14 protein-coding genes are annotated in these 13,429 nt (G+C 42.4%); 10 read left to right on the top strand and 4 right to left on the bottom strand.

Going from position 1 to position 13,429, the window contains the following annotated elements; genetic code table 11:
- The first annotated feature begins 14 nt into the window (after positions 1 to 14).
- The 5 genes from JKJ11_RS19400 to JKJ11_RS19380 all read left to right on the top strand — a co-directional run bounded on the left by JKJ11_RS19400 (position 15) and on the right by JKJ11_RS19380 (position 5,405).
- Positions 15 to 1,430: an FAD-dependent oxidoreductase gene (locus JKJ11_RS19400; protein ID WP_252039815.1), complete on the top strand. Its 1,416-nt coding sequence runs from the start codon at positions 15 to 17 to the stop codon at positions 1,428 to 1,430.
- A gap of 101 nt (positions 1,431 to 1,531) precedes the next feature.
- Positions 1,532 to 2,545 carry a UDP-glucose 4-epimerase GalE gene (galE, locus tag JKJ11_RS19395; protein WP_236111628.1) on the top strand — a complete coding sequence of 338 codons (1,014 nt, stop codon included), beginning with the start codon at positions 1,532 to 1,534 and terminating at the stop codon, positions 2,543 to 2,545.
- A gap of 492 nt (positions 2,546 to 3,037) precedes the next feature.
- On the top strand, positions 3,038 to 3,943 hold the full coding sequence (gene rimK / locus JKJ11_RS19390; RefSeq protein WP_038226968.1) for a 30S ribosomal protein S6--L-glutamate ligase: 906 nt from the start codon (positions 3,038 to 3,040) through the stop codon (positions 3,941 to 3,943).
- A complete protein-coding gene (locus tag JKJ11_RS19385) occupies positions 3,944 to 4,963 on the top strand; it encodes a succinylglutamate desuccinylase/aspartoacylase family protein (protein WP_038226967.1) in 1,020 nt (339 codons plus the stop codon).
- A gap of 4 nt (positions 4,964 to 4,967) precedes the next feature.
- Positions 4,968 to 5,405: an ATP-dependent zinc protease family protein gene (locus JKJ11_RS19380; protein WP_031495458.1), complete on the top strand. Its 438-nt coding sequence runs from the start codon at positions 4,968 to 4,970 to the stop codon at positions 5,403 to 5,405.
- Between the two features lie 120 nt (positions 5,406 to 5,525).
- Here JKJ11_RS19380 and JKJ11_RS19375 read toward each other — a convergent pair whose 3' ends face one another.
- Positions 5,526 to 5,894, bottom strand: coding sequence for a MaoP family protein (locus JKJ11_RS19375; protein WP_031495460.1), 369 nt, complete (start codon positions 5,892 to 5,894; stop codon positions 5,526 to 5,528).
- A 258-nt stretch (positions 5,895 to 6,152) separates the two neighbouring features.
- Here JKJ11_RS19375 and JKJ11_RS19370 point away from each other — a divergent pair, with 258 nt between their 5' ends.
- The gene (locus JKJ11_RS19370) at positions 6,153 to 7,040 is read left to right on the top strand and encodes a LysR family transcriptional regulator (protein ID WP_252039814.1); all 888 of its coding nucleotides are present in this window, start codon (positions 6,153 to 6,155) and stop codon (positions 7,038 to 7,040) included.
- Between the two features lie 80 nt (positions 7,041 to 7,120).
- Here JKJ11_RS19370 and JKJ11_RS19365 read toward each other — a convergent pair whose 3' ends face one another.
- Positions 7,121 to 8,503 carry an MATE family efflux transporter gene (locus tag JKJ11_RS19365; protein WP_252039813.1) on the bottom strand — a complete coding sequence of 461 codons (1,383 nt, stop codon included), beginning with the start codon at positions 8,501 to 8,503 and terminating at the stop codon, positions 7,121 to 7,123.
- A gap of 72 nt (positions 8,504 to 8,575) precedes the next feature.
- On the opposite strand from JKJ11_RS19365, the gene JKJ11_RS19360 reads away from it, so the two are divergent.
- On the top strand, positions 8,576 to 9,478 hold the full coding sequence (locus tag JKJ11_RS19360) for a helix-turn-helix transcriptional regulator (RefSeq protein ID WP_171391159.1): 903 nt from the start codon (positions 8,576 to 8,578) through the stop codon (positions 9,476 to 9,478).
- 23 nt (positions 9,479 to 9,501) lie between these two features.
- Here the strand turns inward: JKJ11_RS19360 and trxC are convergent, their stop codons facing one another.
- The gene (trxC, locus tag JKJ11_RS19355; RefSeq protein WP_236111625.1) at positions 9,502 to 9,936 is read right to left on the bottom strand and encodes a thioredoxin TrxC; all 435 of its coding nucleotides are present in this window, start codon (positions 9,934 to 9,936) and stop codon (positions 9,502 to 9,504) included.
- Between the two features lie 180 nt (positions 9,937 to 10,116).
- On the opposite strand from trxC, the gene JKJ11_RS19350 reads away from it, so the two are divergent.
- Positions 10,117 to 11,205: a ketoacyl-ACP synthase III gene (locus JKJ11_RS19350; RefSeq protein WP_171392005.1), complete on the top strand. Its 1,089-nt coding sequence runs from the start codon at positions 10,117 to 10,119 to the stop codon at positions 11,203 to 11,205.
- A gap of 87 nt (positions 11,206 to 11,292) precedes the next feature.
- Here JKJ11_RS19350 and JKJ11_RS19345 read toward each other — a convergent pair whose 3' ends face one another.
- Positions 11,293 to 12,495 carry a potassium/proton antiporter gene (locus tag JKJ11_RS19345; RefSeq protein ID WP_252039812.1) on the bottom strand — a complete coding sequence of 401 codons (1,203 nt, stop codon included), beginning with the start codon at positions 12,493 to 12,495 and terminating at the stop codon, positions 11,293 to 11,295.
- Between the two features lie 184 nt (positions 12,496 to 12,679).
- On the opposite strand from JKJ11_RS19345, the gene JKJ11_RS19340 reads away from it, so the two are divergent.
- Both JKJ11_RS19340 and JKJ11_RS19335 read left to right on the top strand, forming a co-directional pair.
- Positions 12,680 to 13,021: a cupin domain-containing protein gene (locus JKJ11_RS19340; RefSeq protein ID WP_252039811.1), complete on the top strand. Its 342-nt coding sequence runs from the start codon at positions 12,680 to 12,682 to the stop codon at positions 13,019 to 13,021.
- Positions 13,022 to 13,183: 162 nt separating this feature from the next.
- Complete coding sequence (locus JKJ11_RS19335; protein WP_063603643.1) at positions 13,184 to 13,399, top strand: DUF3820 family protein; 216 nt, start codon at positions 13,184 to 13,186, stop codon at positions 13,397 to 13,399.
- Positions 13,400 to 13,429 lie beyond the last annotated feature (30 nt).

Genomic DNA, 13,429 nt, shown 5'->3' with positions numbered 1-13,429 from the left:
CCCATAACTAAGCGATGAACAGAGATTTAGCGGTGGCAACCAGCGGTAAAAGAGTTGCAATCATTGGTGGAGGTGTAGCTGGTTCTACGGTGGCACTTTATCTAGCAAAACAAGGGCTAAGCGTTTCGCTGTTTGAAAAAAACGACAATCTAGTTAGCGGCCCACCAATCTGTCATCTACATGCTGGCGGCAATCTGTATCGTGAGCTTTCCCAGCAACAATGTCTCGATTTGCTAGTACAGTCGATAGACTTCGTGAAGTTCTTTCCCGCTACCGTCAATAAGCGTCCCACCGTTATAGCCGTCCCGAAGAATGATGATGGTACACCGGAGTCCTTGTTACCTCGTTTAGAACTGCTCCGAGAAAGCTATCTACAATTAGTTAAAGCAAATCCAGCTAACCAAGTTTTGGGTAGTCCCGAAGACTATTTTCATGAGTTTAGCTTCGCACAATTGAAAGCCTTGGCATCACTTGAAGCCCCAACAAAACCTTCCACGATCGATGAGTGGTTAATACCTTTCGCAAAGCATGCTGATTTGAACAAGCTTAAGTATCCGGTTTACGTAGTACAGGAATACGGCCTAAGTCTATTTCGCGTGGCGGCGTCAGTAGAGCTCTCTTCTGATAATCTAGAAAACCTGGACATTCAAACGGGTCGCTGCATTCAGTGTGTTTCTCAATTGGGTGATGGGTATAGACTACAATTTGAAAATGGCCATGAAGCTCATTTTGATTTTGTCATCAATGCCTGCGGCTTTAGAACAGGTATAATTGATGATCAACTGAAATTATCACGAAAACGTCTTGTAGAGTTTAAAGCCGCCTATGTCACTCAATGGCAAAGTCATAAGAACGAAAAATGGCCAGAAATTATCTTTCATGGCAAGCGTGGTACGCCACAAGGCATGGCTCAGTTGACACCTTATCCCGGCGGTTACTTTCAGCTTCACGGTATGACTAAGAACATTACTTTATTTAATGAAGGGCTTGTTCAGTCGACCTCAGAGAGTGCGCAGCCTCAATTACCGCAAAACCTAATTAACAAAGTCGACAAAGGCTGGTCTTTGGAAGTTCAAACACAGCGAGCTTGCAACGCGATACAACACCTTAGTCAATATATTCCTTGCTTTGAGACAGCTCAGCCAGCTGGAACACCTTTGTACGGTGCGCAGCAAATTCCGGGCAACGACCCAAGCCTTCGAGCTGCAGATGTAAGCTTCGAAGGAGAACGTTACGCTCGACTAGAAATTGTGAAAGCTTCTTCTGCGCTACTTGCCGGTAAGAAGATCGCTGAAAAATGGTTTGGTATCCCAGCCGCTACAGGCAATGACGTGGACTCAATAATTGAGGACGTTGACGCTATTGAAGATCGGGCGAAACAAATCGCGATGAGTAGAGGGTACCCTGAAGAGTTGGCAATCGCCTATTAATCAATCAACTAAAGAAAAAATTGAGTAATTCTCACCATTGATAGTCGTAATTCAGTTTTGATTGCATATAATCCTTTGTAGATTAGACATGGAGTTGGCACATGAATGTTTTGGTTACTGGCGGCGCTGGTTACATAGGTAGCCACACCTGTGTACAGTTAATAAATGCAGGTATGACGCCTGTCATTTTCGATAACTTATACAATGCAAAAGCAGCTGTGTTAGACAGAATAGAAAAAGTGTCTGGTACACGACCTGCATTTATCCAAGGTGACGTACGCGATAAATCATCGCTATTGGAAGTTCTGAAAGCGCACAATATCAATTCAGTTATTCATTTTGCTGGATTAAAAGCGGTTGGTGAATCTGTTGAAAAGCCACTTGAGTATTACGACAACAACGTTAACGGAACGTTAGTTTTAGTAGACGCGATGAGAGAAGCCGGAGTTAAGCACTTAGTGTTCAGTTCATCTGCAACGGTTTATGGTGATCCAGCTTCTGTTCCTATTACAGAGAGTTTCCCAACAAGTGCTACTAACCCTTACGGCCGAAGTAAGTTAATGGTTGAAGAATGTTTAACAGACTTTCAGCAAGCCAACCCAGACTGGACGATAACTTTGCTACGTTATTTCAACCCAGTAGGGGCACATCCAACCGGAGAAATGGGTGAAGATCCTCAAGGGATCCCTAACAATTTAATGCCATTCGTCTCGCAGGTTGCTGTTGGACGTCGTGAATTTCTTTCGGTATTCGGCAATGACTATCCGACGCCAGATGGTACCGGTGTTCGTGACTACATTCATGTTATGGATTTAGCAGATGGCCATATTGCGGCTCTCAAGACGCTGAATAATCAAAAAGGCTTGCACGTCTATAACCTTGGGACGGGTAATGGTTCGAGTGTTTTAGATATGGTTAAGGCGTTTGAGTTAGCTTCAGGAAAACAAGTTCCTTACAAGATTGTAGAGCGTCGCCCTGGTGATATTGCGGAGTGCTGGGCAGACCCAAGTAAGGCTAATAAAGATTTAGGTTGGGTGGCTACACGATCATTGCAAGATATGACAACTGACGGTTGGAAGTGGCAATCGCAAAACCCAGAAGGGTATCCGGAATAATGTTTTATTAACATTTAATTACCATTAATAACAACTGAGCGCATAATGCGCTCTTTTTTGATCTAGATCTCCTTAAGCAGTGAATAAAAAGTATGAAATTGTTGTAATTTTGATAAAATGGTATCAGTACTTAATTTTATGTATGAAATAACTTTTTAATCTAAGGGGAACTCAATGGAGTTAGCACTCATCATTACTTTCGTAGTTGCAGCAGTAGTAATGGTTAAGAAAGAAATGGCTAATAAGTAATATTCATTCTAACACTTTGATTACATACCTTTTATCTGAATGAATTTATTAACAAAAACCGGCGAAAGCCGGTTTTTTTATGCCCAAAATTTGCGTAATTAACGATAAAAATAAATTGTCGTAACGGTCAAAAACAATCGTTGTATTTTTATCGACTAAACTCTTAAGGTGCACGCTCTTTCCGGTCGTCCGATACCGGGGTTTCACACTCATAAAACTAAACATCTATAAGAGGATACTGCCATGCGCATTGCGATTCTATCTCGCAACGAAAACTTGTACTCAACTCGCCGCCTAAAAGAAGCAGGGGAAGCGAGGGGACATCAAGTGGATATCATTGATACCCTGCATTGCTATATGGATATTACTAGTAGTAACTCTAAAGTCCGTTATATGGGTGAGGAATTACCTCAATACGATGCAGTCATTCCACGAATTGGGTCATCTATTACGTTCTATGGAACAGCAGTAGTACGTCAGTTTGAGATGATGGGTACATTTTGTGTAAACGAGTCGGTTGCGATAAGCCGCTCACGTGACAAGCTGCGCTCATTGCAACTGCTATCACGCAAAGGTATCGGTCTGCCAAGAACTGGTTTCGCTAGTAAGCCAGATGATATTCCAGATCTTATCAAGAATGTTGGTGGCGCACCGCTTGTCATTAAGCTGTTAGAGGGTACTCAAGGTATCGGTGTGGTGCTTGCAGAAACTCACAAAGCTGCTGAGAGTGTTATCGAAGCCTTCATGGGTCTTAAAGCTAACATCTTGGTACAAGAGTTCATTGAAGAAGCTAATGGCGCTGATATTCGTTGTTTTGTCGTTGGTGGCAAAGTGATTGCGGCGATGAAACGTCAAGCGGCAGAAGGTGAGTTTCGTTCAAATCTACATCGCGGTGGTAGTGCTCAGCTTATTAAGCTTTCTAAAGAGGAACGCGCAACTGCTGTAGCTGCGGCTAAAGCGATGGGACTGAACCTGTGTGGTGTTGATATTCTGCAATCAAAAAATGGTCCAGTAGTGATGGAAGTTAACTCATCACCAGGTCTTGAGGGAATTGAAAACGCGACAGGTAAAGATGTGGCGGGCTTAATTTACGAGTTTATCGAGAAAAATGCCAAGCCTAACAACAACAAAACAAAAGGACGTGGTTAAATGGCAAAAGAGCTTGTCATTGCGGGCGTAGAAATACGCCCGGGAGAGCGTAAAGAAATAGATATACCAGTAGCTAAGCTGTATACCGATGCAGAAGTATCAATACCAGTACAGGTCATTCGTTCTAAAAAAGAAGGCCCAGTGGTGTTTGTCAGTGCAGCGGTACATGGTGACGAGTTGAATGGTATTGAAATCATCAGTCGTCTTATCGCAGAGAACCTAAAACTCCAGAATGGTACGTTAATTTATGTACCTATGGTGAATGTCTACGGCGTATTAAACCAAAGCCGTTACATGCCAGATCGCAGAGACCTCAATCGCTGTTTTCCTGGCTCGAAGAAAGGTTCTCTTGCTGGTCGACTAGCTCATACTTTCTTAGAAAGCATTGTCGCACATTGTGATTATGGTATTGACTTACACACAGGCGCGATTCATCGATCTAATTTGCCACAAATTCGTGCCAACCTTGAAGATGAAGAAACTAAGCGTCTCGCGGAAGCATTTGCAGTACCAGTATTGTTGAATGCAAACATCCGTGATGGCTCTCTACGCGAAGCTGCTGTAAATCATGGTGCTCGAGTGTTGCTTTATGAAGCTGGTGAAGCGTTACGTTTTGACGAACTATCGATTCAGACTGGCGTTAAAGGCGTTTTGAGAGTGCTCAAAGCACTTGGCATGATTCGTAAGCGTGTTTCTAAAGCGAAAACTGAACCGTTTATCGCTAACCGCAGTGATTGGACTCGTGCAGATGCGAGTGGATTTGTTAAAGAGTACGTACAACTTGGTTCTATGGTTGAGAAAGGCGAAACATTGGCAGATATCAATGGCCCGCTAGGAAATAATATCAGCCAAGTAAAATCAAACCGTACGGGTATCATCATTGGTAAGCAGAACATTCCTTTAGTACAGGAAGGTGAGGCTATGTATCACATTGCGTATTTTGGAGATAGCGCAGAAGAGGTATTTGAACATATCGAAATCATGCAAGAGTCGATTGTTCCTGTAGAACCGAGCATGTAACACTATGCCAAACACATATAATGACAGAATGATAATTGGTAACTTGGAAGTGTGCAGTCTTCCTGAGTTGGGAATCTTCGATCTCGAAGTTCGTATTGATACTGGGGCTAAAACCTCATCTCTTCATGTGGACAACCTTGAACGCTTCAAACGTGACGGGCGCATGTACGTTCAATACGATCTTCATCCAGATATCTATCATTTGGAAGAAATCGTACACTGTGAGTCACTTATCCACGACTCAAGGCGCATCAAATCATCCAACGGTGACTCAGAGCAACGTTGTGTGATTCAAACGCTATTCCGATTGGGGGATAGAGAGTGGCCAATTGAAATTACATTAAGTAATCGTCAGGATATGTCATATATGATGTTATTAGGACGTGAAGCGATGGCCGACAAAGTCTATGTAGACCCAAGCAGAGCGTTTCTGATTGACTAATTAAACCGCCTTCGGGCGGTTTTTTGTGATTCGGTTAGGAAGAATATACGAGCTTTTTCTGGGCAAAAAAAAGTAGAGCACTTGGCTCTACTTTGCGTTTAGGAGGAAAGATCACAATACTTATGCTGGCTCTAGAACGTCATCGTTATCCATATCATAATCATAGTCTTTCGAAGCTTCGTGATACTTCGATTTACTATTTAAAGTGTGGAACGCTCGTCTTCCGCGTGCTAAGCGAACGTATTTAAGCCAAGTATGTTCCAGTTTAGATTTCGCCTTACTCGGGTTAACGATCACTTTAGTGAAGTGTTTCTCTTCAGCGTTCTCTGGTGAAATATCACCGCGCTCAAGCGCAAGCATAGTTTCACCATAAGTTACTAAGATGTCCTCTTCCAAAAGTGTAAAATCTCCCGATTTAGCGAATCCGCGTGGAAACTTTACTGCATCATAAAAACGTTTCTTGCCGTGGCGAAATTGAGTTTCAGTCATAGAGACCTCAAAGCAAATAGGTAGTAAAGCAAGGTAATTCAGGTGGCTCCGCAACAATCCAAAGAAAAGTCGACTAAACCGTTGAATCCCGTGTTGGTTCGATGCTGAAAATAGTGTGAAAACGGAAAGAAAGGAAACGAATTGTTTTTGTCGAAATCACAAAATTTCTTTATGCTTAATACAGCATAACTGTGTAAGAATACTGAGCTAACTTTTTCGTTAGCTCAACTACTTAGAATCTGTTTAAGAGTCATTTTTATGGACGTAAAAGTATTTCAAACTTTCCTCGAAGTCGCGAAGGAAAAGCACTTTGGCCGCGCATCAGAAAATCTCTATATAACTCAGGCCGCTGTGAGTGCTCGCATTAAACAACTAGAGGAATACTTTGATACTCGACTGTTTACAAGACACAGAAACAACATCCAACTAACGTCGGCTGGCCAAAGGCTAATAGGGTACGCAGAAGTAATGGTATCGACGCTCAAGCAAGCGACGTTTGACTTATCACTAGAGAGCAACAAAGCGTTGCAATTGACGATTGGTGGTACACCTAACATTTGGGATGCCTATCTGCAAAACTGTTTAAGTGTCGTCACTGACTCATTAACCGGCTATGGCTTTGTTGCTGAGTCTCTGGGTCGTGAGCAGCTAAATAGGAAACTACTTGAGCGCACATTAGATCTTGCATTCTCTTTCGACCCATTTAAAGTCGAGGAATTTAAAAGCCATCAGATTGCTGAATTGACACTAGTACTGGTTTCAACAGAGCAACGTGTGCTTGATGATGCTTTTAAAGATAAATATGTATACGTGGATTGGGGTACACAATTTGCTTTTGGGCATGCGGACAGACACCCAAATATTCCAGCACCATATCTACGTACTTCAACAGGTCGAATTGCGTTGGACTTTATTCTTGAGAAGGGTGGTTGTGCGTATTTGCCATCTTCACTTGTTGAGCCTTTCTTAGACTCTGGACAGCTCTATCAAGTCGACGAGTCTGAGGTTTGGTCTCGTCCTTTATTTATCAGTTACCGCAAAAACAGCACGTCTATAGAGGCGATACTCCAAGTAGAGAAACTGATTAATACTATTGAACCAACGACAAGTTATTTGATGCAGCAGGCTGGGGAAAATACGGATTAAGTAACAACTTTACGTACTCTAGTAACATATAGCAAAAGGCTTCACCTAAACAAGTGAAGCCTTTTTGATTTTGCAGATTACTATGCATTAACCACGGTTAAATTATTCATCCAATAACGTTTTAAATAGCGATGGAAACACAAAGCAAACTTAACGACTTCTTCAAAAAGCATACAGGCATAGACAACCTGAAATTCAAGTCCGAATACAAACGCTGCGGATGCGGTTAGCGGAAGTCCCACAGTCCACATTGCGATGAAGTCCATTCTTAAACAAAACTTATTATCTCCTCCGGCTCGCAGAATACCGTTGATGATAATAAGGTTCAGCATGCGTAACCATATCGCACAACACAGAATGAACATAGCGGGTGCAGCAAGCGGATAAAGTTCATTGGTGGTTAAGTTCAGCCACTCAAGAATGACTTCACGACCAAGTAGTAGAATTGCTCCTGTGACGATTCCAAACAAGAATACCGCTTTAATAAAGAATTTAGACATACTGAATGCCTGTTCAAATTCGTCTCTGCCTAAGGATTGACCAAGTAGCACAGAGCAGGCTACCGAAATACCAAAAAACAGCGAATAACACAGCGACTCAAATGGTCCCATCATGCTGAAAACAGCGAGCTCGGTAGTGCCCATATGACCAAATATCACTTGGTACATAAGTGTACCCATTGCCCATAAAATAGCGTTAAGCGTGGTCGGCACCGCGAGTTTTTTATAAGAACCCCAGAGTCGTTCGGTATTCTCAAGTTTCGCTTCTGTAAGAAGCCAATGGTTACGATAGTTGAGATATACCCAGATAAAAACCACTTGAAGTAATCTTGATATGGTTGTCGCTAATGCAGCGCCGGCTACGCCCATTGGAGGGACACCCATACCGCCTTTAATTAACCAGAAGTTGAGGGCAATGTTGATAAAGATTGTCATAGCCCCGAGAATTAAAGGTGTGACAGCGTCACCGGATGAGCGCATTGCTGATTCCGCTACAATCACTACGTGAGTCAATATAAGTACCGGAAACGCATACCATAAATAGGTTGCACCAAGCTCAATAACGGTAGCGTCGTTGGTTTGCAACATCATAATAAAACTGGAGAAGAGCGTGATGCCTAAAGTCACGGGTACTAGCAGTTTTGCTCCGAACTCCATCGACAGCTGAGTGATTGTTTTGGCACTACGTTTGTCGTTACGCCCCCAATACTGAGCAACGAGTACACCGTTGGCTGAAGCCATTCCGGCCATGATCATAATAGCGACAAAGTGCCATTTAGAGGCAATGCCCACTGCAGCAGTTGCTTCCTTACCAAAATCACTAACCATCAGTACGTCCGCCAGTGCCAAAATTGCAACAAGTGCACTTTGAATTGCGACGGGGAAACCAAGCTTTACCACAGAAGAGAGAAGATGGTTTTGAGAAGCCTTGTTAGATGACTTAAGATAGGTTTTAGTTGTCATAGCTGCCCTCCTGAAAGTGTGATTTGAATCATATAAACGGTGGTAATATAAGAAAATTGGGACATCAAAACCATGTTCAAAAATAGACAAAACCTGTGCGAATCCGTCATTGATGAATTTAACATCAAGTCTGAGTGGATAGATGAAGTCTTTTTATCGGAGGCATGTGAAGAACGCTTTCTTTCGTCTAATGATATCCCCGAGTTCATTCCTGAAGATATCTTCATGGCTGGAATGGCAAACTTGATTGAAGGCTACCATGTGGAGCGTAAGGGCATTGATGTACACACAGTCTTATTCACAATCGAAGGTGGTGGCGTGTTGATGACGGAGGATTTTGTTGCTCCTATCGAGCCGTACTCGATAGTCGTATTACCTGCACACACACCATATCGATTTGAGATCAACCCTCAATATAAACATTGGCGCATGATCTGGTTTCTACCTAAAGACCGACCACGTTGGCAAGCGTTATCTGATTTAGGACAGAAAGTACTGCCATTTCATGGTTGTGAACGGATTTGGGCCTTAATGACACTCCTGTATTTGGAAATTGGTGGCAGAGCAAGTTATCGAAAACTGCTAGTAGGGGAAGTGTGCCGTATTATTACTGGATTTGAGTCGCAACCTACTGACTCGACCGTTCGAGTACAAGCTTTGTTCAGTCAAATTGAAGGTCAGCTTCATCTACCATGGACTGTTAAGACGATGGCGAATAGAACATTTTTAAGCGAAGAGCAGCTCGCACGAATATGTAAGCGACTTTACAACGTGTCACCACGAGCAAGACTCATTAATCTACGTATGGAAAAAGCGTGTGATTTGCTAAGAAATAACGATTGGTCAATTGCCATGATTGCGGAGCGATTAGGATATCGTGATCCGTTCAATTTTACCCATAGGTTCACAAAACATATGGGTAGTTCGCCAAGTGCATATCGTAAACAAGTGATGCAATCGAATGAAGAAAGATAGAGCGCTCCTGCGCTCTATGGCGGTTATTTTGCAATAGCTTGCTCTAACCATTGGTCGAATTGACCTTTTGGCAGGGCGCCATTGATTACGTCTACGCGCTGACCATTTTTAAACACCATAATGGTCGGAATACTTCTGATTTGAAATTGAGCTGCCAGTTGTTGCTGTTGCTCTGTATCAATTTTCACGAATCGTACTTGTCCTTTGCGTTCTTCGGCGGTTTGTTGGAAGACGGGCGCAAAACCAACACAAGGATTGCACCACGTGGCCCAAAAATCGACAACAACAGGTTGGTTACTGTTCAAAAGTGCGGAGAAGTTGTCTACCGTCCCTTCAACTGGTTGGCCATCAAGAAGCGGTGCTTTACAACGACCACAATTAGGTGACTCGGTGATTCTTTCTGCGGGTAAACGATTAAGTCCATTGCATGATGGGCAACGGGTATTGATAGTCGACATGGTCTCTCCCAACCGTGTATTGAATTTATGAAATTAGGCTTCTGTGAGCCTTAGATTATGAGTATACTCGAAGCTCTTAGAGTCGGGATAGACAAGTTATTATTGAAACTTATCACAGTGAGCTGATTGATATTATTTGTCTATCTCGATTGACGAAAACTATAAAAAAATAGGTACAGAATGACAACATTTTACGCCGAAATTACTGGTTGGGGTAAGTGCCTTCCACCAGCGATCTTATCTAACCACGATCTTAGCACTGTAATGGAAACATCCGATGAGTGGATTAGAACCCGTACTGGTATAGAAAATCGTCGCATTAGCCATGTGAACACTTCTGAAATGGCAACCGTTGCTGCTAAACATGCAATGGCATGTGCTGGAATCACGGCAGATGAAGTTGATTTGATTATCGTTGCTACGTGTTCTCCAGATTCTTTGATTCCCAATACAGCATCACGAGTTCAGCAAAACTTAGGTGTTCCAGCAGCCGCTGCGTTTGATCTAAATGCGGCTTGTACAGGTTTCGTTTATGGGCTCGAAACGGCCACAAAACTGATTCAATCAGGCAATTATCGTAACGCCATCGTTATTGGTGCTGAGCGACTTTCGTTCTTTATTGACTGGAGTGAGCGTGATACCGCCGTACTATTTGGTGACGGGGCAGGTGCTGCAGTGCTCTCTCGTACTGAAAGTAAAGTCGGTCTTCAAGATGCACAAATTGGTTGTGATGCAAAAGGTCGCGATATTCTCGCTGTGCCAAAATTTGGCACTTCTATGGAGAGATTCGCAGCAGATAACGGTTACTTTGAGTTCAACTTCATTGGTAAAGAGATCTTCAAACGAGCGGTAAAAGGAATGGGGGCGGCAGCGAATACTGTTTTGACTCGTTCTAACCTTACTAAAGAAGATATTGATGTTGTGATTCCGCATCAGGCTAATATCCGTATCATTCAAACCTTGTGTGATTTATCTGGAATCGACCAAGATAAAGCATTCGTCAATATTCAAAAATATGGCAACACTTCCGCTGCGACTGTGCCAATCGCTCTTTGTGAAGCAATGGAGCAAGGAAGAGTTAAGCCAGGAGATAACTTGTTGCTAGCCGCATTTGGTGCGGGTCTGACGTGGGGCGCTAGCTACATCAAATGGGGCGAAAGAGTCGAGCCAATTGGCACTAGCGATGCTGCATTGCCACCGTGTGACAAGTCTGCGTTAGAGCTGATGAAAACGGCGATTGAGCATTGTCACAATAAACCGGCTAAATAAGGTTTTTGTGAACTAAAAGAGCCAGAGTTTCTCTGGCTCTTTTGTTTTATAGACTCTTAAACAATCGTGTGTATATAGAATAAGTGTTTAGTCCTCTGGTGTATTAACTTCTTTAAGGTTGAGTTTGTTTGCCAACACTTCAATCGCCCCACCTTGTACGAACACAGAAATGACAACAATAAAGAACACCATATGAACCATAGTAACCGCGTTTTCAACTCCTGCAGCCGCAGGAATTAGTGCAAATACAATAGGTGTTGCTCCTTTCAACCCGATAGAAGATATAAATAAACGCTTTTGCCAACTGGCTTTTCTGAAAGGTAGGTAACATAACTGTACTGCTATCGGTCTTGCTACAAGAATCAACAAGAAAGCAGGCAGCAAGGATTGCCAGAACACCTTAAAGAGTTCTTGAGGGAAGATCTGTAACCCTAAAGCAACAAACAATATTGCTTGAGCTAACCACGAAAGACTATTAAAAAAGTGGCGACTGACTTCCATACCACGTTTTACGCCGTTGCCAATGACCACTCCAACGACATAGGAAGCGAGTAGAATATTGCCACCGAGCAAATCACTTCCATACATTGCTAGCACTGCGGAAGCTAAAATGAAAACCGGGATTAGCCCATATTCTTCAAGTTTGATGCTGTTTAACAGGTGAGTACATAGCTTACCGATAGAAATGGCTATAGCTAGCGCGACAAAGATCTGTAGTAATAACTCGATTCCGATACTTGTAACTGAAGGAACCGTATCGGGAGTAAGTGCAAGATTGGTCAGCAATACGACTAGTATCAAAGCGACAGGGTCATTAGTTGCTGATTCGAATTCTAAGATAGTGTCAGTGTCTTCTTTGAGTTTTAGTTTCTTGGATTCAAGGATAGAGAAGACCGCAGCTGCATCTGTTGAGGAAACTATTGCCCCAAATAGTAAACAATGCACCGGCGGGAGGCCAAAGAGAACATAGATAATACCCGCGAAGACAACAGTGGAAAATACAACTCCAAGAGAGGAAAGTACGCCACCTTCTTTGTAAGCAACTTTGATGCTTTGTGTCGAAGTACTCAAACCTCCGACAAAGACAATAATATTTAATGCAATCGCCCCGATTGCAGAAGTAAGTGTAAAGTTGTCATAGACGAAACCAAATTCACCGTTACCTATGACCAGACCTACCGCCATAAAGATCAAAAGAGAAGGTAAGCCAAGAGTACGAGAAGGGTGATGTAACAGAATGCCTACGCAAATTAACGCCGCAAAACCTACGAGTCCAAACTCAAAGTTCATGTATGTCCTATTATCGTTGTTGTTCCAAATGACATAAATCAGAAACCAAAATGGAAAATGATTCGTAAACTCTATGTTTCTATTTGTTTAGATTATAGTATCTTATTAACGATAGAGCTTTAACTTACAAGCAAAAATTTTGTAAGTATTTTAGTTGGTTACATAACTAGAGTGAAATAGATAAATGGGATTGAAGAGAGGAAATATATTTGGTGAAATTCCAAAAGATTTAACCAATGAAGTATTTGAAGACATCATTGCTTCTGAGGGAGTGAGAATTGAACGTATCGTTTCAGATGGCCACTTTACACCAATTGGTGATTGGTATGATCAAACCGAAAATGAATGGGTGACTGTTTTGAAAGGAGAAGGTGTTATTGAGTACTATGACGGTACTTTTGTGACCTTAGGTGTTGGTGATTACATTGATATACCAGCACACGTCAAGCATCGAGTGAAGTCCACCTCAGAGTCCTCATTGACAATTTGGTTGGCTGTGTTCTATCCGAAAGATGAGAGTGAGTAGAAATTCCGAACTTAAACCCTAGAGAAGTGTTTGACCTTGAGGTCTGCGATTCGCTGCTTAGTTTTTAACTATTGTCTTCTTCCTCTTTGTTTATATTGCTATTTGGTTGAACATCTTTAAGATTACTCACCATAAAAGAACCTGATTAGTCCCAAGAATAAAATGTTAGATAAAGAAAATTTAGTAAAGCTCGCTAGGGTTCAAATGCCGTTCGGTAAGTATGCGGGCAGGGTATTGATCGATTTACCTGAAGAGTACTTATTGTGGTTTGACAAAAAAGGTTGGCCTAATGGTGAGTTGGGGGAGTTACTTAAGCTGTGCTTGGCACTGAAAATTGAAGGGCTAGATAGTGTTGTAAAACCATTAAAGCGAATGTAGTAAAAAGCGACGTTTTTTTGCGTCGCTTAT

The sequence above is a fragment of the Vibrio sp. SCSIO 43133 genome (genome assembly GCF_023716845.1).
GTDB classification, from domain to species: domain Bacteria; phylum Pseudomonadota; class Gammaproteobacteria; order Enterobacterales; family Vibrionaceae; genus Vibrio; species Vibrio mediterranei.
This window is presented reverse-complemented; position numbering and strand designations above follow the sequence as displayed.